This window comes from Trichlorobacter lovleyi (genome assembly GCF_015239775.1).
Taxonomy (GTDB): domain Bacteria; phylum Desulfobacterota; class Desulfuromonadia; order Geobacterales; family Pseudopelobacteraceae; genus Trichlorobacter; species Trichlorobacter lovleyi_B.
Window position 1 is genome coordinate 2428533 of record NZ_CP058409.1, and the last position, 20962, is coordinate 2449494.

The 20962-nt window shown below is 54.3% G+C and carries 19 protein-coding genes and 1 pseudogene; 15 read left to right on the top strand and 5 right to left on the bottom strand.

Features of this window, described 5'->3' with window-relative positions; genetic code table 11:
* Positions 1–100 precede the first annotated feature (100 nt).
* The gene (ilvD, locus tag FY034_RS11245; protein ID WP_265550564.1) at positions 101–1762 is read right to left on the bottom strand and encodes a dihydroxy-acid dehydratase; all 1662 of its coding nucleotides are present in this window, start codon (positions 1760–1762) and stop codon (positions 101–103) included.
* Positions 1763–2010: 248 nt separating this feature from the next.
* On the opposite strand from ilvD, the gene FY034_RS11250 reads away from it, so the two are divergent.
* The 6 genes from FY034_RS11250 (at position 2011) to FY034_RS11275 (ending at position 10781) form a co-directional block, all read left to right on the top strand.
* A complete protein-coding gene (locus tag FY034_RS11250; protein WP_265550566.1) occupies positions 2011–2772 on the top strand; it encodes a substrate-binding domain-containing protein in 762 nt (253 codons plus the stop codon).
* Positions 2773–2812: 40 nt separating this feature from the next.
* A complete protein-coding gene (locus FY034_RS11255; RefSeq protein WP_265550568.1) occupies positions 2813–5269 on the top strand; it encodes a methyl-accepting chemotaxis protein in 2457 nt (818 codons plus the stop codon).
* A 136-nt stretch (positions 5270–5405) separates the two neighbouring features.
* Positions 5406–7874, top strand: coding sequence for a glycogen/starch/alpha-glucan phosphorylase (locus FY034_RS11260; protein ID WP_265550570.1), 2469 nt, complete (start codon positions 5406–5408; stop codon positions 7872–7874).
* The gene (locus FY034_RS11265; RefSeq protein WP_265550571.1) at positions 7874–9190 is read left to right on the top strand and encodes a replication-associated recombination protein A; all 1317 of its coding nucleotides are present in this window, start codon (positions 7874–7876) and stop codon (positions 9188–9190) included. The genes FY034_RS11260 and FY034_RS11265 overlap by 1 nt, the downstream gene beginning before the upstream one ends.
* A 382-nt stretch (positions 9191–9572) precedes the next feature.
* Positions 9573–10517 (top strand): caspase family protein, encoded by a 945-nt coding sequence (locus tag FY034_RS11270; RefSeq protein WP_265550573.1) that lies wholly within the window; start codon positions 9573–9575, stop codon positions 10515–10517.
* Between the two features lie 24 nt (positions 10518–10541).
* A complete protein-coding gene (locus FY034_RS11275; RefSeq protein WP_265550575.1) occupies positions 10542–10781 on the top strand; it encodes a hypothetical protein in 240 nt (79 codons plus the stop codon).
* A 19-nt stretch (positions 10782–10800) separates the two neighbouring features.
* Here the strand turns inward: FY034_RS11275 and FY034_RS11280 are convergent, their stop codons facing one another.
* Positions 10801–11058: a type II toxin-antitoxin system RelE family toxin gene (locus FY034_RS11280; RefSeq protein WP_265550576.1), complete on the bottom strand. Its 258-nt coding sequence runs from the start codon at positions 11056–11058 to the stop codon at positions 10801–10803.
* On the bottom strand, positions 11045–11278 hold the full coding sequence (locus FY034_RS11285) for a CopG family transcriptional regulator (RefSeq protein ID WP_265550578.1): 234 nt from the start codon (positions 11276–11278) through the stop codon (positions 11045–11047). The genes FY034_RS11280 and FY034_RS11285 overlap by 14 nt, the downstream gene beginning before the upstream one ends.
* A gap of 80 nt (positions 11279–11358) precedes the next feature.
* Here FY034_RS11285 and FY034_RS11290 point away from each other — a divergent pair, with 80 nt between their 5' ends.
* The 3 genes from FY034_RS11290 to FY034_RS11300 all read left to right on the top strand — a co-directional run bounded on the left by FY034_RS11290 (position 11359) and on the right by FY034_RS11300 (position 13836).
* On the top strand, positions 11359–12453 hold the full coding sequence (locus FY034_RS11290; protein ID WP_265550580.1) for a 6-phosphofructokinase: 1095 nt from the start codon (positions 11359–11361) through the stop codon (positions 12451–12453).
* Between the two features lie 51 nt (positions 12454–12504).
* Entirely contained in the window at positions 12505–12867 is a 363-nt protein-coding gene (locus FY034_RS11295) for a hypothetical protein (protein ID WP_265550582.1), read from the top strand.
* 228 nt (positions 12868–13095) lie between these two features.
* Complete coding sequence (locus tag FY034_RS11300; protein WP_265550584.1) at positions 13096–13836, top strand: acid phosphatase; 741 nt, start codon at positions 13096–13098, stop codon at positions 13834–13836.
* A 393-nt stretch (positions 13837–14229) separates the two neighbouring features.
* Here FY034_RS11300 and FY034_RS11305 read toward each other — a convergent pair whose 3' ends face one another.
* Entirely contained in the window at positions 14230–14727 is a 498-nt protein-coding gene (locus FY034_RS11305) for a hypothetical protein (RefSeq protein WP_265550586.1), read from the bottom strand.
* Between the two features lie 37 nt (positions 14728–14764).
* Between FY034_RS11305 and FY034_RS11310 the strand changes: the two genes are divergently transcribed.
* Positions 14765–15304: a hypothetical protein gene (locus tag FY034_RS11310; RefSeq protein ID WP_265550589.1), complete on the top strand. Its 540-nt coding sequence runs from the start codon at positions 14765–14767 to the stop codon at positions 15302–15304.
* A gap of 20 nt (positions 15305–15324) precedes the next feature.
* On the opposite strand, the pseudogene tnpA reads toward FY034_RS11310, so the two are convergent.
* Positions 15325–15735: pseudogene (gene tnpA, locus FY034_RS11315) on the bottom strand (IS200/IS605 family transposase); the annotation flags it as partial.
* A gap of 142 nt (positions 15736–15877) precedes the next feature.
* Between tnpA and FY034_RS11320 the strand changes: the two are divergent.
* From FY034_RS11320 to corA, 5 genes are all read left to right on the top strand, one after another.
* On the top strand, positions 15878–16396 hold the full coding sequence (locus tag FY034_RS11320) for a hypothetical protein (protein WP_265550593.1): 519 nt from the start codon (positions 15878–15880) through the stop codon (positions 16394–16396).
* Positions 16397–16799: 403 nt separating this feature from the next.
* A complete protein-coding gene (locus tag FY034_RS11325) occupies positions 16800–17582 on the top strand; it encodes a DUF6602 domain-containing protein (RefSeq protein ID WP_265550594.1) in 783 nt (260 codons plus the stop codon).
* 85 nt (positions 17583–17667) lie between these two features.
* Positions 17668–18570: an Abi-alpha family protein gene (locus FY034_RS11330; RefSeq protein WP_265550596.1), complete on the top strand. Its 903-nt coding sequence runs from the start codon at positions 17668–17670 to the stop codon at positions 18568–18570.
* Positions 18571–18918: 348 nt separating this feature from the next.
* Entirely contained in the window at positions 18919–19881 is a 963-nt protein-coding gene (gene pfkA, locus FY034_RS11335) for a 6-phosphofructokinase (protein ID WP_265550598.1), read from the top strand.
* A gap of 3 nt (positions 19882–19884) precedes the next feature.
* Positions 19885–20958, top strand: a complete 1074-nt coding sequence (gene corA, locus FY034_RS11340; RefSeq protein WP_265550600.1) for a magnesium/cobalt transporter CorA — start codon at positions 19885–19887, stop codon at positions 20956–20958.
* The last annotated feature ends 4 nt before the right edge of the window (positions 20959–20962 follow it).

A 20962-nucleotide genomic window follows, 5' to 3' on the forward strand; every position in this document is an offset into this window, starting at 1 on the left:
TTGGGGAAACGAGGCTTTTTTTGTTCTGGTTTCCATAGCCGGGGAACGACGTGGAGGCGTTCCGAAGACTAGCGGGACCAGGGCGAAAAAGGGCCGTTTCCTAGTCTGCGGTGGTAACGGCCCCCGTGTAGGCGGATGTCACCACTTTGGCATAACGGGCCAGCCAGCCGGTCTTGATCTTTGGCTCCGGCGCCGTCCAGGCCGCCCGGCGAGCCGCCACGGTTGCCTCATCCACCAGCAGATCAAGCTTGCGATTCGGGATATCCAGCAGGATCCGGTCGCCATCCTGAATCAGGGCGATCGGGCCGCCTTCTGCTGCTTCCGGCGAGACATGGCCGATACAGGGACCACGGGTACCGCCGGAGAAACGGCCGTCGGTGATCAGGGCCACCGAGTCCCCCAGGCCAAGTCCCATCAGGGCAGCGGTGGGTGCCAGCATCTCGCGCATACCCGGTCCGCCTTTGGGACCTTCATAGCGGATCACCACCACATCACCGGCCTTGATCACCCCTTCCATCAAGGCTGCCATGGCCAGTTCCTCTGAATCGAAACAACGGGCCGTGCCTTCAAACAGCATCATCTTGTCCGAAACACCGGACTGCTTGACTACCGCCCCCTTCGGCGCGATGGAACCGAACAGCACCGCAATGCCGCCCTCCTTCTTCACCGGCGCCGATAGGGGACGAATCACCTCTTGATCAACATTTTCTATGCTTGCCGCCAGCTGGCGGGTGGTCAGACCGAACAGGGTCTGGGTATCAATCACCTTGTCACCCAGCTGTTTCAGCACGCCGCAGACGCCACCGGCAATATCCAGATCTTCCATAAAATGCTTGCCGGCCGGGTTCATGGAGGCCAGCTGCGGCGTTTCCTTCGCCAGGATATCAAAGGTCTCCAGCGGCAGATCCACCCCGGCTTCACGGGCAATGGCCAGCAGATGCAACACGGTGTTGGATGACCCACCCAGGGCCAGGTCAACCCGGATGGCGTTTTCAAAGGCAGCCCGGGTCATGATATCGCGGGGTTTGATATCATTATGGACCAGTTCAACGATCTTCTCGCCCGACGCAAAGGCGATCCTCCGCTTCATGGCGGAGACCGCCAGGGCCGTACCGCAACGGGGCAACGACATCCCCAGGGTCTCGGTCAGGATCGCCATGGTATTGGCGGTAAAGAGTCCCTGGCAGGAGCCCATGCCGGGACAGGCGTTATCCTCACAGGCCTGCAGCTCTTTGGCGTCGATCACTCCGGCCTTGTAACGGGCCATGGCCTCAAAGGTATCAGTCACAAAGGAATAGGCACGGCCCTCCACCCCTCTGCCGCTCATCATCGGACCGGCGGTCACGATGATGCAGGGGATGTTCAGGCGTGCAGCTGCCATCAGCATGCCGGGGGTGATCTTGTCGCAGTTGGTCAGCAACACCAGACCATCCAGACGGTGGGCCTCCGCCACTGACTCAACCATATCGGCGATCAGTTCACGGGTCGGCAGGGAGTAGTGCATCCCTTTATGCCCCATGGCGATACCGTCACAGACTCCGGGAATGCCAAAAAACTGGGCATAACCGCCGCCGCTGTGGATCCCCTTTTCAATAAACCGCTCCAGATCACGCATCCCGACGTGGCCGGGAATCAGGTCGGTAAAGCTGGTGGCAACGCCGATAAAGGGGCGGTCCATCTGACTCTGCGGTATGCCTGTGGCCTTCAGCAACGCCCGGTGCGGTGTCCGCTCCAGACCTTTTTTAATCATATCACTACGCATGCACAGCCTCCTGCAAAAACTTTGTTTGTTATCGTCAAATCAAGCGGTTGGAAGAAGCATGAACACTAATATATTCATGCTTGCGGTGTCAACCGATGATTCACAACCACGTTCATCAGCAATTTACTATATAAATCCAGCATTTTTATGGTACTCTTGCACAGAAACAATCATGATATCGACTATTTATTAGACAACTCTAATCATACCAAAGACCCACCATCCCCCAGAGAAAGGAGTAGTACACCATGAATTTTTATCTTGCGAAACGATTCGTCACCGCCATGGCACTCACCCTTGTTGCCGGCACCGCCTTTGCTGAAGATATCCGCATCGGAGCTGGAGCCGCCCCGACCGAGAACATCCTGAAGCCGATCCGGGCCGCCTTTGAAAAGGCCAGCGGCATTACCCTCAACACCATCTCCAACGGCCCCAAACAGGCCTTTATCGAACTCGAAAAAGGGACTGTGGATGCAGCCGCAGCAGGTCTGGCCCTGGATGACTGGTGGGCGCTGCTGAAGAAGGAAGGGGTGGCAGTAGCCGATCCCAAGGCCTACACCCCCACCCTGATCGGTAAAGACCGCGTGGTGGTGATTACCCACAAAGACAATAAGATTCCCGCCCTTTCCAAGGAGCAGCTGCAGGGGATCTTCAGCGGCAAAACCCAGAACTGGAAGGATGTCGGCGGCAAAGACATGCCGATCCTGATTGTCTGGGGCAGCCTGATTCCGGGCACCAACAGCATGTTCAGCAAGGTCGCCCTGGGCGGCACCACGGTCACCAAAGAGGTGCTTGATGCAACCACGGCCGAGGATGTCAAGGACAAGGTCAAGAGCAACCCTGAAGCGGTCGGCATCGGACCGGCAGCCATTGTTGACGACAGCATCTGGTCCCCCAAATCACCGGAAGTCGCCCGCGATATCACCCTGCTCACCAAGGGTGCCCCCTCAGCCAAGATTCAGAAGCTGCTGGGATTCATCAAGGGTGATGGCGCCAAGCTGATCAAGTAATTCATACTACTGCTTCCAGGCCAAAAGGGCATCTCATTTTATGACCATTAAGACCAAACTCACCCTTAATATTGTAATTGTGCTGGCCATCGTGGCAACCGTGGTGGTGACCAGCATCTTCGGGATGCGCTTCATCAGCGGCAAGCTTTCCTACCTGACCCAGAGAAGCACGCCCTACCAGATGCGGACCCTGGAGTTTCAGCGGGAGATTCAGGGGGCCACCGCCACCCTGTTCAAGATCAACACCGCTGCAACCCCGCAGGAGCTCCAGAGTTTCAAGGCAGAGGCAGAAAAGGCGCTGGGAGAGGTGAAGTCTTCGCAGGAACAACTGGAGAGCCTGACAGCAGGTGGGGCCAGACTGGACACCCACGAATCGCTGCGCACAGTCGCAACGGAACTGTTCGATATCTCAGCCGGCAAGCTGAAGGCGCAGGAGGACGCGGCCAAGGCGGCCGTTGACCTGAACAGGCGTATGGCCGAGGCAACCGCCAAACTGCGCCAGCTGGACAGCAAGATCAGGACCCTGCAGGGCAATCGTACCGGGGCATTCAGTAATGCCCTGGATGAATCCGGCAAGATTTCCAGCCGCCTGCGCGGGGTGGAGGCGGCACGGCTGCAGCTGAAAGACCTGCAACTGGCCTTCTACGAAGTGCAGCATGCCCAGAAACGCCCGACGCTGCTGATTGCACGGGGCAAGGTCAATGCAGCCGTCAACAAGCTGAACCAGAACGACCACCTGAAAACCACCAAGGGGGCGGCTGCCGAGATCAAACTGCTGGCTGATCGCCTGGATGAGCTGCAGAAGCTGCAGGGCAACTGGCTGTCCCAAAAGGATGATGCCACCAAAGGCAAGGTTGAAGCGCTCAGCCGTGAAATCAGCGAAAAGTTGAATTCACTCTCCCTGTCCATTGAGCAGGATGCCATCCTGGCCGGAGAGAAATATGCAGCCGAGGCAGCCCGTCAAGGCACCATGTTCGGACAATCCAATCAGGCCAACAGCATCCTGATCGCCAATTCCGAGCTGATGAGCCAGGGGCTGGCCATTGAAGCCGGTTCAGCCAGGCTGTTTACCCTGAAATCCATTCAGGAGATCGATGCGGCAACACCGGCCATCCGGGCTGATTTTGCCAAGGCAGCCAGATCGACTGCGATGCTGGAGAAGGACCTGAACAAGCTGGGGGTCAAAGGAGAACTGCAGATGCTGCGCAGCGCAGCCGCTGCCCTGACCGGCATCCAGGGTATGCTGTTGAGTGAAAGCGGTATTGTGGCCACCCTGAAGAAGCGGTTCGAGATGGAGCAGAAGGCGGTCCAGTCAGCGCTGAAGCTGCGTGATATCGTCATCAAACAGGCTGAAAAGGGCAAAGAGTCGGTTTCAGCGGCCCGGGGCGAGCAGGAGAAGGCGATCGCCTCGGTCAACAAGATCGTCAAGACCAGCATCACCCTGCTGGTGATCATCAGTATCGCTGCTGCAGTTGCCGGCACCGTGATCGGCGCCTGGGTCTTTAAATCCGTATCGTCCCCCCTTGCCCAGCTGATCACCGTTTCCGACCATGTTGCCGGAGGCGACCTGAAAGAGGTACAGCTGCGTTCCACCAAAGATGAGTTCGGCAAGGTACTCTCATCCATGGGGGCCATGGTAACCAACCTGCGGGAGATGGCAGGCAAGATCTCCCGTTCAACCGCAACGGTGGCCAACAGCGCCGATGAGCTGGCCAACACCGCCGGGGAGCTGGAGACCGACTCCACCAGCCAGACCAGCCAGATTGAACAGTCAGTCACCGCCATGACAGAAATGGTCCAGACCATCCAGGACGTCTCCCAGAACGCCCTGGCCACCTCCGATGCCGCCGGCAGGATGAAGAGTCTGGCCACGGAGGGCAAACAGGCCCTGGATCTCACCTCCCGTGAACTGTTCGCCTTTGCGGAGGTGGTCAAACAGTCGGTTGCCCGGGTTGAAGCACTGGGCGAACGGTCGGCTGCGATCAACGAGATCGTGAACATGATCAAGGATATCGCTGATCAGACCAACCTGCTGGCACTGAATGCCGCCATTGAGGCAGCCAGGGCGGGCGACAGCGGACGCGGTTTCGCCGTGGTGGCCGACAGTGTCCGCCAGCTGTCGCAGCGCACCACCGAGTCTGCCGATGAAATCGCCGCCACGGTCAAAGGGATGCAGGTTGAGGTGAGCTCATCGATTAGCAGCATGCAGCATGAGCGGCAGGCGATCGACAAGATCGTGGCTGCCGTTGACAGCACCCAGACCGCCATGGAGCAGATCGTCGGCAACGTGGAACAGGTCTTTGAGATGGTCCAGACCATTGCCACGGCCACTGAAGAACAGTCGGCCACGGCCGAGGATGTCAACCGCTCGATGCTTGCCATCCACCAGATCACCGGCAAGCTCTCAAACTCGGTCGAGCAGATCAAGCAGACCTCTGAGGCGTTTGATCAGCTGGCCCATGAACTGCAACAGATGGTGGGCTGGTTCAAGCTATAGCCAACGCCATTCATCCACCATGCAAGAACAGAGGGGGACCGACCGGGTCCCCCTTCTTTTTTCACTGCCCGCCTTGAACAATAGGGCTTTGAACGGTATACTTTCGCATCACATTCCGAGACCGTGAGGATACCACATGGACCAGGTAGCACAGCCAAGCGTCAAGGATCTGCAGAAATCATTCATCTACCACCTGCAGCACACCCTGGTGAAAGACAAATATTCAGCCACCAAGGCCGACATGTACCTGGCGTTGGCCTATGCCGTGCGGGACCTGCTGGCAACCCGCTGGCTGGACACCCAGCAGTCCTACTACCTCAAGGACGCCAAACGGGTCTACTACATCTCGATGGAATTCCTGATGGGGCGCACCCTGGGTAATGCCCTGATCAACCTGGGGGTGATGGAGGAATGGGATATGGCCCTGAAGGAGCTGGGGCTGAGTATCGAAGACCTGCAGGAGGTGGAATGGGATGCCGGTCTGGGCAACGGCGGTCTCGGACGTCTTGCCGCCTGTTTCCTTGACTCGATGGCCTCGATGCAGTTGCCGGCCTACGGCTACGGTATCCGCTATGAGTACGGCATGTTCTACCAGAAGATCGTGGATGGCGGCCAGCACGAGGTGCCGGACAACTGGCTGCGCTACCAGAACCCCTGGGAGTTTGACCGTCAGGAGCACCTGCACCCGATCCGCTTTGAAGGCCGGGTGGTGGAGTTTACCGACCGGGACGGTTCAAAACGCTGCTCCTGGGTGGACTACTACGAGGTCATGGCGTTGGCCTATGACTTCCCGGTGCCGGGCTACAAGAACAACACGGTCAACACCATGCGGCTCTGGAGCGCCAAGGCCAGCCGGGATTTTGACCTGAACTTCTTCAACCAGGGCAACTACATCGGCTCGGTTGAATCCAAGATGAAGACCGAGAACATCTCCAAGGTACTCTACCCGGCCGACCATATGCTGGAAGGCAAGGAGCTGCGCCTGCGGCAGGAATACTTCCTGGCATCGGCCACGGTGCAGGATATCCTCTACCGCTTTGCCAAGAAGCATGACAACCTGGCGGAGCTGCCGGACCAGGTGGCGATCCAGCTGAACGACACCCATCCGGTGCTGGCCATCCCGGAGCTGATGCGAATCCTGATCGACGAAAGAAAACTGACCTGGGAGGCCGCCTGGGAGATCACCACCAGGACCTTTGCCTACACCAACCACACCATCCTGCAGGAGGCGCTGGAAAAGTGGCCGGTGCCGATGATCAGCCGCCTGCTGCCGCGTCACCTGCTGATCATCTTCGAGATCAACCGCCGCTTCCTGGAAGAGGTGGCAGGCCGCTTCCCCGGCGACACCGCCCGCCTGCAACGGATGTCGATCATTGACGACAGCGGTGAGAAGCAGGTACGGATGGCCCACCTGGCCATTGTTGCCAGCCATTCCGTCAACGGTGTCTCAGCCCTGCACAGCGAGATCCTCAAGGATGATCTGTTCCACGACTTCTACGAGGTCTGGCCGGAGCGTTTCAACAACAAGACCAACGGCATCACCCAACGCCGCTGGCTGAAGCACTGCAACCCCTACCTGTCCGACCTGATCAGCGAGGCGATCGGCGACAAGTGGACCACCGACCTGGATGAACTGCAGAACCTGAGGCCGCTGGCAGAAGACAGCGAATTCCGCAGACGCTGGATGGATATCAAGCGGATGAACAAACAGCGGCTGGCCGATCATATCTACCAGCGCAACTGCATTCAGATCTCACCCGATTCGCTGTTTGACTGCCAGACCAAACGGATCCACGAATACAAGCGCCAGCTGCTGAACATCCTGCAGGTGATTGCCCGCTACAACCGGCTCAAGGAGTATCCCGGCCTGGAACTGCCCCCCCGTACCGTGATCTTTGGCGGCAAGGCGGCCCCCTCCTACAGCACGGCCAAACTGATCATCAAACTGATCAACGCGGTCGGCAGCGTGGTCAATAACGACCCGGCGGTCAATCAGCAGCTGAAGGTGGCGTTCCTGGCCAACTACAGCGTCTCGCTGGCAGAGAAGATCTTCCCGGCAGCCGACCTGTCCGAACAGATCTCCACCGCCGGCACCGAGGCCTCCGGCACCGGCAACATGAAGTATGCCTTAAACGGCGCCCTGACCATCGGCACCCTGGATGGCGCCAACATCGAGATCATGGAAGAGGTGGGCAAGGACAACATCTTCATCTTCGGCCTGACCACCCCGCAGGCAGTGGGGCTGCGCTCATCCGGCTACCGTCCCCAGGATTACTACTATCAGCTGCCCGAGCTGAAGACCGTACTGGACCAGATCTCATCCGGCATGTTCTCGCCGGGCAACCCGGGCCTGTTCCGCCCGCTGGTGGACAACCTGCTCAACAGCGACTACTACCTGCTGCTGGCGGACTTTGACGCCTACATGGATGCCCAGGCCGATGTGGACCGGCTCTACATGATACCGGATGAGTGGGCCAGAAAATCGATCCTGAACACCGCCGGCATGGGCAAGTTCTCCAGCGACCGCACCATTGGTGAGTATGCCCGTGACATCTGGGGCATCAAGCCCCAGCCGGTGGAACACAAAGGGATCCACCACTGGTAATGAACAGACAATCCGCTCTTTTTGACCAATCCCTGACGCCACCGCTGGCAGAACGGATGCGCCCCCGCAGCCTCGGGGAGTTCTGCGGCCAGGAGCACCTGCTCGGGCCGGGCAAGGCCCTGCGCAAGATGATTGAGGCAGACCAGCTCCCCTCCATGATCTTCTGGGGCCCGCCGGGCTGCGGCAAGACCACCCTGGCCCATATCATTGCCCACGAGACCAGCTCCCGCTTCGTCTTCTTCTCCGCCATCATGGCCGGGGTCAAGGAGATCCGCGAGATCTTCAAGGATGCCGAGACCCATGCCGCCGGCGGCACCCGCACCATCCTGTTTGTGGACGAGATCCACCGTTTCAACAAGGCCCAGCAGGATGCCTTTCTGCCTGCGGTGGAAAAGGGGCTGGTCACCATCATCGGTGCCACCACGGAAAACCCCTCCTTTGAAGTGATCGCCCCCCTGCTCTCCCGCTGCCGGGTCCTGCGTCTGAAACAGCTTGAGGCAGGCGAGCTGGCCGCCCTGCTCAAAAAAACCCTGCAGGATACCGACAAAGGCCTGGGAGGTCTGCAGCTTGCCATTGCGGACGAAGCCCTTGCCTTTCTGGCTGAGGCAGCCCAGGGGGATGGCCGCAAGGCCTTGAACACCCTGGAGGTGGCAGCAGGACTGGCCCAGGACGGCCTGATCTCTCTTGAGATCGCCCAGGAGGCGATGCAGCAGAAGGCCTTGCTGTACGACAAAGGTGGCGAAGAACATTACAACGTCATCTCCGCCTTTATCAAATCCATGCGGGGCAGCGATCCCGACGCAGCCCTCTACTGGCTGGCCCGCATGCTTGAAGCCGGTGAAGACCCGCTCTTTATCCTGCGCCGGATGATCATCCTGGCCTCTGAAGATATCGGCAATGCCGATCCCCGCGCCCTGCAGATGGCGGTCTCTGCCCTACAGGCCTTCCAGATGGTGGGGATGCCGGAAGGGCGGATTATCCTGGGGCAAGCCGTCACCTACCTGGCCACCGCCCCCAAGTCCAACGCCTCCTACCTGGGGATCGATGCCGCCCTGTCGGAAGTACGCAAATCCGGTGCGCTGGAGGTACCGTTGCATATCCGCAATGCCCCCACCAAGCTGATGAAGGAGCTGGGCTACCACCAGGGCTACCAGTACGCCCACGACTTCAGCGCCGGTTATGTACAGCAGGAATACCTGCCGGAGAAACTGCAGGGCCGGAAATTCTATGCCCCCAAAGGGCACGGCTACGAGAAGAACATCCTTGAACGGATGGAATGGCTGAAGAGGCTGGGGAACAAAAAAACAACCGAATGAAGGAATACGTATGTTTTTTATCAACCGCTTGTATCGCCGGCTTCTAACGAAAGCGATCTGCATCAGCTCTTTTTCGCTTCTGGCCCTACTGGCACAACTATCCTTATCGGGTTGTATCAGCACACACCAGGAGCGCCCCCTGGCAACGGTCTTGGCTGATATAAACAGAAATGCTCTCGAAAAAGACTACAACCCCAATGCAAGGGAAAAATTGAATGAGACCTGGAACGTATATCCATTAAGCATCGCTGCACTTGAAAATCAGCCTTTAACGGTGACCATGTTGCTGAATAAAGGCGCCGATATTGATGCTTCGATACAAGATTTGAAACAAATAGCATCCATGCAGGTTCCGTATTTAAGTTATGCACGAAACAGAATTATGTATGACAAGGCCAATTCCGCCATAGAACGACTCAATCAGCTCAAATCACAACACGTAAAGCCGGTCAACAACACTAGTCCCCCCGTTCGCACGCAGGAAGAAATCACGATCAAACCGGTTGCGGACGAGCTTCTGAACATCAAGACCAAGCCCGGCAAACCGGCAGGCAGATACGACATTGCCGTAGTAATCGGCAATGCCAATTACTCTACCGGCGGCACCCCCAATGTGGATTTTGCCCTGCAGGATGCGCGGGTCATGAAGCAGTACCTGACCACGACCTTTGGCTACGATCCGGCGAACATCATCTACCTTGAGAATGCCACGCTGGCAAAAATGTATGAGGTCTTCGGCACAGATAACGACTACCAAGGCAAGCTTTTCAAATGGGTCAAACCAGGCCAGAGCAGGATCTTTATCTACTATGTCGGCCACGGGGCGCCGGACCAGGAATCAGGTGAAGGTTACTTTGTGCCGGTGGATGCCACCCCCCAGTACATCCGTACCAGCGGCTACAAACTCTCCACCTTTTATGAAAACCTCGCCAAGATTCCGGCGGTTCAAAAGACCGTGGTGATCGACGCCTGTTTCTCCGGCAGCTCTGCCAACGGCCAACTGCTGCAAGGAGTCAGCGGCCTGACAGCCAGGCTCAAATCTGAACCCAAGGCATCAACAGCTGCAGATATCCTGCTGACCAGCGCCGGCATGAATCAGGTGGCTGGCTGGTATCCTGAAAAAGGGCATTCCCTGTTCACCTACTTCTTCCTGAAAGGGATTCAAGGCAGTGCCGACACCAACAGAGACGGTACAATCACCCTGGGAGAAATGAAGGCCTGGTTAAACGATCAGGTTCCCTACATGGCCAGGCGCCTGACCGGTAACGAACAGCAACCGGTGCTGCTGGGCAGGGACAGCGATGAGCTTGTAGTGCTGAAACCATAGTCGAAACCTACACGGGAGGGAGCCATGAGCGTCCGCAACATGCAGGGCAATCCGCACATCTGGGAGCAGTTGGGCTGGGAGGATATGAGCGCGACGGAACAGCAGCTATGGAGCGCATTGGGCTGGGATCAGGACCACTGGGACAACAACGATGCCCCGCCAAGCTCGGACAAGGAATGGAGCGAGCTGAACCAGCAGGAGCAGTATGCCGCCCGCGGCCTCGGGTTTAACGAGCAGCTCTGGAACGGCACCGAGGATCAATAATGCCCTTACAGGCCAGACATCACCGATACACCTCTTTCCGGTGGCCAACCTTGACCACCCATACGGTCAACTCGGTATCCTGAATAGAGTATACGATACGGTAGTTCCCCTGACGGACCCGGTAACGATCCTGCCCCACCAGTTTTTCAGAACCGGCAGGGCGAGGATTCTCTGAAAGTGCGGAAATGCGCTCCATAATCCGTTTCAGATCATGGTTTGCAATATCAACCAGGTCTTTCCGAACCGACTCTTTGAAAAAGATACTATAGGCGGCCATCAGCCTTGAGTTCTTTCAGAATGGTTTCATAACTGACCAACGGTTCATGCACACGCTCGGCAAAGGCAGCCAGATCATCTGCATCTTCAGCCAATGACTGGCGTACAGCCTCGTTCACCAGATCTGAAAGACTGCGTGATGTTTCAACCGATTTATGACGCAAGGCCTGATGCATTGCAGCGTCAAAGTACACCGTTGCTCGCTTAACCGCAGTATTCATAATCAACCACCTCCATATGAATTTTAACGTTATGACGTCACAACGTCAACCAATTAACAACCTGCGTAAGGAGACACCCCATGTCAAAACGGATGAAGATCTGTATCAATACCGGCGGCGGTGATGCACCGGGCCTGAACGCGGTGATTGAAGCGGTCACCATGGCTGCCTATAACCGTCAGTGGGAGGTCTATGGCATCAAGTCCGGCTACACCGGGCTTTTGAACACCGACGAGATCATCCGCCTGACCCCGGAAAAGGTGGACGGCATTGCCAGCGTGGGCGGCACCATCCTGGGTACCACCAACAAGGGCAACCCCTTCATGATGCAGGTCTGTAACGCTGCCGGCGAATGCGAACAGCGCGACCTGTCGGACAAGGTCATGGACAACTTCAGACGGTTGCGCTTTGATGCCCTGGTGGCGGTGGGGGGCGACGGCAGCCTGGAGATCGCCCACCGTTTTGCCCAAAAAGGGATGCCGGTGGTGGGGGTGCCCAAGACCATTGACAACGACATGGGCGGCACCGTGATCACCTTCGGCTTTGACACCGCCGTCAACATCGCCACCGAAGCGATCGACCGGCTGCATTCCACGGCCAAATCCCACGACCGGGTGATGGTGGTGGAGGTCATGGGGCGCAATGCCGGCTTCATCGCCTTAAACAGCGGCATCTCCGGCAACGCCGATGTGATCCTGATCCCGGAGATCCCCTTTGATCTTGAAAAAATCTGCGACAAGCTGATGGAAAACGAGCTGAATGGCCGCAAGTACGCCATTGTGGTGGTGGCCGAAGGGGCCGTGCCCAAGGGTGGCGAGGTGATCATCAAGGGTGAGGCCGAAGGGGGGCGTCAGCATGTGGTGCTGGGCGGCATTGCCGAGTATGTGGCCAAAGAGATCAGCAAGCGCACCGGCAAAGACTCCCGCTCCATGGTGCTGGGCCACCTGCAGCGGGGCGGCTCCCCCACCACCTTTGACCGGCTGCTCTCCCTGCGCTTCGGCGCAGCTGCGGTGCGGGCCATTGAAGCAGGCAAGTTTGACCATATGGTAGCGCTTAAATCACCGGATATCGCCCTGGTACCGCTGGAAGAAGCACTGGGCATTCAGAAACGGGTGGATGTCAACGGCGACACCGTGCTGACCGCACGGGATATCGGGATCTGTTTCGGGGATTAAGGGCTTAGGCAAACGGTTTCTTTACCGCAAGGAGACAACAGGAGCATCGGTATGATCAAAAGCATCCTCGCCTACAGCCTGCTTGTGCTGGGGCTGCCACTGATTACGGCCTGGCTGGCAAGCTATCTACCCAATGCGCTGGTTGAAAAAATCTGGCCGATTGAAAGGATCAGCGCTGTCTACTACATGGCCAAGAGTTCGCTTGAAGGCCTGATTGCCATACTCTGCGCCTATCTGTTGTTCAAACTGTTGCAGGTTGAGATCACGATCTGGATACCGGTGTTGGTCTGTACCGTTTCCACGCTTTGGAGGCTTGTGCAGAACGAAGGCTTCATGGTGGTATTCATCAATATCGGTATTTTGGTTGGTTACAAACTGTTTCCGCATTTGCAGGTATTTTTCAATCAATGGTAGCGACCCGTCGAATGGCCCTTTACCGCTGAGTGTTCAGATTCAAAAAGGGAGCTGCGATGAAAAAGCAGATCGGATCAGCCTGCTGACAACAGTCGTAACTAAATGGTTTTGTGATTTGGAACGGGAAAAGAGGACAGTCCCCCTTTTCTACACGCTCAAACAGCCGGCCTTCTTTGAGGACCGTGCCGCAGCCAACCCGCGACACCGTTGTGTCGCACAGGAGCACTCATGGTGACACACCAGGCTGGACTTCTCAATACCGGTATCAGACTGTTTGTATTTTGCCTTGCAGCCTCGCTGCTGCTGTCAAGCACGGCTTTGGAAGCCAAAGAAAAAGCACCATCAGGCTCAGTACGCAAGGGGTATCAGGGGTATCTGGTGGCAGACGAGGTGCCGAACGGTTTAAAGCTGCTTGCAGCCCCTCCTGTTGCCGGTTCAGCGGCATATTCAGCCGATGAAGAGGAATATCGCTCAACGAGAAAACTGCGGGGAACCATCCGCTGGAACATGGCGGTGCAGGATGCCGACCTGTCCGTTCCCGATGCTTCAAGCCGTTTTGCATGTACCCTGGGGGTACCCTTATCACCCCAAACAGCACCGCAGCTGTATGATCTTTTACTGCGTGTTGAAGCTGATGCCAGGGCTGCAACCGTTCAAGCAAAGAATTATTATCAGCGTGTGCGCCCTTTTATTATCAATCATCACGCAAGCTGCACACCTGCTGCAGAACCGCACCTGAGAAAAACCGGTTCATATCCCTCCGCCCACGCAACCATTGGATGGACCTGGGCACTTGTGCTCGCAGAGGTTGATCCGCAACAGGCTGAAAATCTGCTTGCCCATGGACTCGCCTTCGGACAAAGCCGCGTCATCTGTGGCGCACATTGGCAAAGTGACGTAATGGCAGGCAGAATACTTGCTTCTGCGGTGGTAGCCGGTTTACATGCAAAATCGGCTTTCCGCCACTAGGTAGAGGCAGCCCGGAATGAGCTTGCAGCATTAAGGGCCCAGAACCTGCAGCTGAAGTGCAACTGTTCAGACGTGCTTACAGCGACACCATGATCCACTCCTGTTGATCAGGTTCCTGCATGAGACCGCTTGGCATGCATGAAGTAAAAGTCTGCGTGGTCTGGTCCCAGTGCTTGACGTAGACATCAGCTGCGGGGATTAACCGGTTTACTGGACATTTGAACCACAAGGGATTATACAAGCAGTATCAAGAGCTACACGAGGATCGCCCATGCGAACCCGGCAACCAAGCCAAACATATCGTACCCACACGAAGACCCCGCCTCAACAGGCGGGGTCTTCGCTTTTTAAGGGTGTAAAGAAATTTTACAGTTTTTTCATAACACAGCAATATCACCCAATAAAATAGCATCGCAAAACCGTATCGGGCGGTCTGTAGGCCTTAAACAGCAAAAGGGGAGATACGATGAAAAACACAGGTCGTGGCAGCCGGCTGACACGGGCATTGATTCCATCCAGGTTGTAAGCGGGGTAATACAAAATGGCCGTAACAATAATGTTGTTTTTAATACTATCGCTTGCCTTTACCCTATCAAGCTTCCTGTTTATGGTGCTTGCATATTTTAACAACAGCAACTCAAGCAAACTGAGTGAGCTAGGTTCAATTGTTTTCTTCATCCAGTACATCAACAACGAACTCCATAACAACAACCAGTCCATCAGGCTCTGTGTAAGAATATTCTGGGCAAGCCTGCTGATAACAGTTTTAACCAAATGGCTTTTGTGAATTGGAATGGGAAAAGGGGATAATCCCCACTTCTGCCGGGATTGATCAACCACCCACTTTAGGGGGATGAGCGGTTCACGCGCGCACGCGCGTGAACCGCTCAATAAGATGTTAGCTAAAGATTTTTACAAGGGTTAAGCAATGCAAATCCATGAAGATGCAAAATCAAGCTTCGATAATAAAGGCAACGATCTACTTACAAAAGTTGAAGAAGCACCTCCTGAACAACCTCGCTCGACTTTCTCCTCGGATGTTCACATCAAGCATCATTTTACCGATAAAGACATGATTAGCATTCATCCAGGCACCCTCGTTGACGGTTTCGGAGAAGAACATGGATTTTTCTTTTTCCATGAGGGAAAGAAATATGGGATTTTTGATGACAAATACAAAGAATTATTGAAACTTGCCGAATCAATTACCAGGATTCCAACAATTAGACAAAGGATAAGTCAGAAAACAATCAAAGACCTTATATACGAGTGGATAAACAAGAAAAGTAATAGACTAATTACTGATGAATTAACCGAATATATATTAAGAGAGGCGTCAAATAAGGTTGCATTTCAAGAAGTATGGTTGCCTATAAGGTTCTTGCAAATAGAGGTACCATTCACAGTCGGAAGAGTCATGACCACCCGCAGAGCGGGTGGCTTGAGGAAAGCCCCTAAAAGGGGCTAGGTATTTTGGGTAAAGTCCAACTCTTCTTGTTTGTCCAGATGTTCCTGATCACGGACGTAGGCTCGGATCATTTCTTCATCCAGCCCAACTGTGCTGACACAGTAACCTCGTGACCAGAAGTGCCGACCGGTAAAACCTTTCTTGACGCCTTGGGCTTTGCGGTGGATATGGATCGCTGACTTACCCTTCAGATAACCGATAACCATCGCAACGCTGTACTTCGGCGGAATACTTAATACCAGATGGATATGGTCTGCCATGGCATGACCTTCGATAAGTTCGACTTCCTTCTGGCGACACAACTGACGGATGATTTTGCCAACTTCTCCTCGAAGCCTACCATAAAGCACTTTCTTACGGTACTTCGGCACTATCACCACATGGTATTTGCACTCCCATTTTACATGCGCTAAGCTTTGCCACTCTCGCATGGCATTTCCTCCTGTTGATTGCCTCTAGGGGCTTTCCTCAGGAGGAAATGTCGCTGGAACGGCATAGCCTTTTCAAGTCTCACCGGCAGAGCCGGTGGTTTACTGAAAACCTACAATTACTTTTAAACCGATAACAAGAGCAATGATTAATGGACTTGAGAGCAAATGGATTAATGACTCTCCAGACAACGAAGATAAAATTAGAAAATTGTTCGACAAAGATATGCGAGATTTTCAGGGGTACGCAGCTGCAACGCTGATAGTCGAAGCAGACCCAAGTCGTGCTGAAGAAATAGCCCTTGAAGAAACTCAGAAATCGTTGTTAATACTTCGACTTTTTTCTGCTGCCGCGTTTCATCCTAAAATTACGACTAAATACAACATATGGGGATCAGAACAAATTGATCGAGCAAAAATATTATTCTTAAAAGAGGATAAGTTATCATTATTCAATGATCGCTTGCTAGACAGTCCACATACAATTGAGAATATGGACCAAGAGTGCATTAAGATGCACATGGCTGCTGGCCTTAATATAGTGAGTGATTTGCTTACAAGAGAGAGTGCAAACCCATTTCAAAAAATGCGCTCGATGCATTTTTCATTTTTGCCCGTTGTGCTACTTCAAAAGATCCAGCGGATAAACTCGTATACATATTAGTTGCTTTAGAAAGTTTATTTTTACGGAATAACACTGAACCGATACAACAAAATCTCGCTGAAAGAATGGCTTTCCTTATCGAAAATAATATTGAGAGCAGAAGAAAGGTCATCAGAGATGTCAGAAACGCATACTCAATTCGGTCATCTTTTGTTCATCACGGTGCTTCTATTGACGATTTCGATGCACTTGAAAAATTTATGTGGCATGCTTGGCGAGCTATCACTGTAATAATTTCAGCAACTAAATCTATTAAGACCAAGGAAGAACTTCTGGATCATTTAGACGAACGAAAGCTTGCCTGAAGCTAACCATCGGCGACAGTCGGTTTCCGTTCCGCTAACGCTCCACTACACCGCTGCGCCTCAGCACCGTTGACCTTCACCTTCACGAGGAGTCTTCTATGACAAGGATACAAAATTACTTTAACGGAGTGGCGGACAAGATCGCAAGTGCTTCGCTAATTGCAAGCACTGCGCAACACCGGCCAGACATTGGGGCGAACAGGGAAAATATCATCAGAGATTTCCTGCATCACCATCTACCAAGGCGACTCTTTGCCACTCTTGGTGGCCAGATTATTTCTCATGACGGTAGAGAATCAGGCCAAGTAGATGTGATTGTCTCAAATGACCTTGGCGTAAGGTTTGACGAGAATGAAAAGACTTTCGTCACAGCGGAAAGCGTTGCAGGAGCAATTACAGTAAAATCCACTCTAAATCAGACTACCTTGGTTGATGCGCTGACCAATTTGTCAACTATTCCTGAACCGAGTATAGAAGCATTTAGCTTCAAAATTCTAAAACCCGGTGCCGCCGAGGCATTTCTAGAGTGCCACCCTTCGCTATATCTATTTGCCTATGACGGCATCAATGGCGAAACGTGTCTTGCTTATGTAAAGGACTTCTATATTAATCACCCTGAAATTCCAGTAAGGAGATATCCGAAAGGAATCATCGTTAACCGTAAGTATATAATTAGGTTTTTCCGAAATGAAACATGTACGTCGACGGGTTGCACCATTTCTAAAGATACTTTCTATCTTATGCCATTGGAAGAGTCGCTACACGGTTATCCGTTTGTGCAGCTACTAAACGATTTGTCGTCGTACGCAGACTGGCTAAACCATATGGACGTTTCTATTCATCATTACTTCAATTCTGGATTTGGCTTAAACAATGCGTAGACCCAACCTACCGACCTAGCGCTGCTTACTCGTCAGGTACGGTGAATTCAGACGCTACGATGATATGAAAAAGGATAACAGGACTATGTCACTGCCAAAGTTGAACAGAAACTTGCTGCCCATCGGCCCTGAAATGAAAATCCTGTCCGAGTTTTACAAGGATATTGATAAGCCCAGTGTTGTGGCAACCGGTAGAGCAATATCAACAGCAGTTGAAACATCAACGACCTTTCTATTGCCGTTACAACTCTGGTCGGAAAAACGAAAACGCATTTTTCAACATAATATCAACATGCTCGAGAAGGAATTGGTCGCGGCTGCTAAACAAGGAAAGACTGTAATTCCTGCTGCTCCTGAGATAGCCAACGCACTTCTCGATAAACTGACCTACATAAGTGACGAGGATCTGTCTGCTTTATTCGTTCGGCTGTTACGGAGAGCATCAATTGAAGAGGAGAGCGGCTTAGCACATCCAAGGTTTGTGGATATCGTTTCGAGCATTTCTCCGGATGAAGCGAGAATTTTAAAAGCTACTGCTCAGAATGATTATTTCCGTTGCCTGAGTGTCAGCTGGGAAAAAATTGAGGAAGATGATGACGGAATTATAACAAAGATCATTTATATGTCGGACAGGTGCCTGACGAGACTTGAAAGCAAAATTACCATTCTATTTCCGGATAATGTCTACAAGTACCTTGTTTCTTTGGAAAGCCTTGGGTTGCTGTTAATTCACGAAGATACTTCTCTGGATGAACATCTTGTGCCAAGCAAAGAATATCGTGCCTTGAAAAGATTCTACAGAGATCGGATAAAGGACGGAGTTATGAAAGAGGACGGGCACGTGTCTCGTGTTTCATATGGAAGAATCCAATACACAGAGTTTGGCCTGTTCTTTTTAGATGCCTGTGTACGGTCGAACGACACTGTCATAAAGCCACAAAATAACGAAAAAAAAGCTTCGGCTGAATTTACATCCACTTCGCTATGAACGCGCAGATCAAAGAAATATGTTGATTAAATGTTAATTTGAGGGATGCCATCCCAACTAGGCTTACGACCTGCCTAAAAAAGGTGGCAGGCTACTTTTTAGTAAAAAGCAGCCTGTCCCCTTTTCCCATTTGCATTAAATCGCCTCCTTTGCTGACCGATCCACGGTATATACAATCGGCCTCAAAAACTCACACTGCTTCACCGTTGCCGCCAAAACGCAGTAGACTTTTGCTACGCCAATGAAAAATCTACGCGACCTGCTTGCATGCCACCCGTAACCGCGCTATCGTTCACGGCATAAAATCACCAATTGAATTGAAATCACCAATCCCTTGAGGAGAATTCCATGAAGCGACTTGCCATTCTGACCAGCGGCGGTGACTGTTCCGGCATGAACGCCACCATCCGGGCTGCGGCCCGCACGGCCATTGCCAATGATGTGGAGATGATCGGCTACCGCAAGGGCTATGCCGGACTGCTGAAGAACGAGTATATCGTGCTGGACAGCATGGCGGTGTCAGGCACGCTGCAGCGGGGCGGCACCTTTCTGCAATCAGCCCGTTCCCAGGAGTTCCGCACCGAGGAGGGACGCAAGAAGGCGCTGGACAACCTGATGAAGGAACGGGTGGAAGGCCTGATCGTGGTGGGGGGTGACGGTTCCCTGTCCGGCGCCCTGGCCCTGGATAAGCTGGGCTTTCCGGTGATCGGCATTCCGGCCAGCATTGACAATGACATCGCCTACACCGATATGGCGTTGGGGGTGGATACGGCCCTGAACAACATCATCTATGCGGTGGACTGCATCAAGGATACCGCCTCATCCCATGACCGGGCCTTTATTGTTGAGGTGATGGGCCGCAACTCCGGCTATCTGGCCTCCACCGCCGCCATCGCCACCGGGGCCGAGTTTGCGATTGTGCCTGAGGTGGAGCTGGACCTGACCGACATGTGCCACCAGTTGCGGCGACGCTACGAAGAGGGGCGCACCAATGCCCTGATCATCATGGCGGAAGGGGCCGGCCATGCCCAGTCCATTGCCGACGGGATCAAGGACGCGGTGGGGTTTGAGACCCGCGTGACCGTGCTGGGGCATTACCAGCGCGGCGGCGCCCCGTCGGTCTTTGACCGTCTGCTGGGCAGCCGTTTCGGCAGGAAATCGGTGGAGCTGCTGCTGTCCGGCACCAAGGGGGTGATGGTCGGTCTGTCAGCCAATTCACTGACCACCACCCTGCTTGAGATGGTGGTCAAGGGTGGCCAAAAGAAGCTGAACGAAGACCTGCTACGGATGGCCGACATCCTGGGGATTTAAGCCATGAGACGCACCAAAAAGCTGTTTAGAACCCGGGCCTCCAAGGAGGGCCTGCCTCCGGGCAGCCTGATCCACATTGGCGAAGCGCCGGCTGATGCGGTCAGCATCTCGGTCTTTTCCTACAGCGAGCAGGGGCTGCAGGAGAACTGCTCTGAAACCCTTGATCTCAGCCTTATTCAGCCCCAACCGTCCGGTGTAGTCTGGGTGGATGTGGAGGGGGTGCATCAGGTTGAGACCATCCGCAGCCTGGGCGAGGCCTATAATCTGCATCCCCTGGTGCTGGAGGATATTGTCAGTACGGTGCAGCGCCCCAAGGTTGAGGATTATGATGACTACCTGTTTGTGGTGGTCAAGATGCTGCTGCCCCTGCCGGACGGCGATTTTGCCGCGGAACAGCTGAGCCTGGTGCTGGGCAGGGGCTACGTGCTGACCTTCCAGGAGGGGATCCGGGGCGATGCCTTTGAGCCGGTCCGGGAGCGGATCCGTTCCGTCAAGGGCAAGATCCGCACCCTGGGGGCCGACTACCTGCTCTACACCCTGCTGGACGCGGTGGTTGACCGCTATTTTACGGTGCTGGAAGGGTTCGGGGAGCGGCTGGTCAACATCGAGGAAGAGGTTGCCATGCACCCCCATCCCCGTACCCTGGTGCAGCTGAATGACCTGAAGAAAGAGGTGATCTACCTGCGCAAGTCAACCTGGCCGCTGCGTGAGGTGCTGTCGTTTCTGGAGCGGGACGATACCGACCTGATCTGTGATGCCACCCGCCTGTTTCTGCGGGATGTCCATGACCATGCGGTGCAGACCATTGATACGGTTGAGACCTTCCGGGACCTGCTTTCCGGCATGCTGGATCTCTACCTCTCCAGCATCAGCAACCGCACCAACGAGATCATGAAGTTCCTGACCATCATCGGCACCATCTTTATCCCGCTGACCTTTGTGGTTGGCCTCTACGGCATGAACTTCAAGTATATGCCGGAGCTTGAGTGGCACTACGGCTACTTTGCCGTGCTGGGACTGATGGCGCTAATGACCATCGGGATGGTCCTCTACTTCAAACACCGGAAATGGCTGTAACCGC

What these genes read in the sequence shown, in the direction of transcription:
- ilvD (WP_265550564.1), bottom strand. Translation starts at nt 1,762, where the DNA reads ATGCGTAGTGATATGATTAAAAAAGGTCTGGAGCGGACACCGCACCGG.
- FY034_RS11250 (WP_265550566.1), top strand. Translation starts at nt 2,011, where the DNA reads ATGAATTTTTATCTTGCGAAACGATTCGTCACCGCCATGGCACTCACC.
- FY034_RS11255 (WP_265550568.1), top strand. Translation starts at nt 2,813, where the DNA reads ATGACCATTAAGACCAAACTCACCCTTAATATTGTAATTGTGCTGGCC.
- FY034_RS11260 (WP_265550570.1), top strand. Translation starts at nt 5,406, where the DNA reads ATGGACCAGGTAGCACAGCCAAGCGTCAAGGATCTGCAGAAATCATTC.
- FY034_RS11265 (WP_265550571.1), top strand. Translation starts at nt 7,874, where the DNA reads ATGAACAGACAATCCGCTCTTTTTGACCAATCCCTGACGCCACCGCTG.
- FY034_RS11270 (WP_265550573.1), top strand. Translation starts at nt 9,573, where the DNA reads ATGTATGACAAGGCCAATTCCGCCATAGAACGACTCAATCAGCTCAAA.
- FY034_RS11275 (WP_265550575.1), top strand. Translation starts at nt 10,542, where the DNA reads ATGAGCGTCCGCAACATGCAGGGCAATCCGCACATCTGGGAGCAGTTG.
- FY034_RS11280 (WP_265550576.1), bottom strand. Translation starts at nt 11,058, where the DNA reads ATGGCCGCCTATAGTATCTTTTTCAAAGAGTCGGTTCGGAAAGACCTG.
- FY034_RS11285 (WP_265550578.1), bottom strand. Translation starts at nt 11,278, where the DNA reads ATGAATACTGCGGTTAAGCGAGCAACGGTGTACTTTGACGCTGCAATG.
- FY034_RS11290 (WP_265550580.1), top strand. Translation starts at nt 11,359, where the DNA reads ATGTCAAAACGGATGAAGATCTGTATCAATACCGGCGGCGGTGATGCA.
- FY034_RS11295 (WP_265550582.1), top strand. Translation starts at nt 12,505, where the DNA reads ATGATCAAAAGCATCCTCGCCTACAGCCTGCTTGTGCTGGGGCTGCCA.
- FY034_RS11300 (WP_265550584.1), top strand. Translation starts at nt 13,096, where the DNA reads ATGGTGACACACCAGGCTGGACTTCTCAATACCGGTATCAGACTGTTT.
- FY034_RS11310 (WP_265550589.1), top strand. Translation starts at nt 14,765, where the DNA reads ATGCAAATCCATGAAGATGCAAAATCAAGCTTCGATAATAAAGGCAAC.
- FY034_RS11320 (WP_265550593.1), top strand. Translation starts at nt 15,878, where the DNA reads ATGATTAATGGACTTGAGAGCAAATGGATTAATGACTCTCCAGACAAC.
- FY034_RS11325 (WP_265550594.1), top strand. Translation starts at nt 16,800, where the DNA reads ATGACAAGGATACAAAATTACTTTAACGGAGTGGCGGACAAGATCGCA.
- FY034_RS11330 (WP_265550596.1), top strand. Translation starts at nt 17,668, where the DNA reads ATGTCACTGCCAAAGTTGAACAGAAACTTGCTGCCCATCGGCCCTGAA.
- pfkA (WP_265550598.1), top strand. Translation starts at nt 18,919, where the DNA reads ATGAAGCGACTTGCCATTCTGACCAGCGGCGGTGACTGTTCCGGCATG.
- corA (WP_265550600.1), top strand. Translation starts at nt 19,885, where the DNA reads ATGAGACGCACCAAAAAGCTGTTTAGAACCCGGGCCTCCAAGGAGGGC.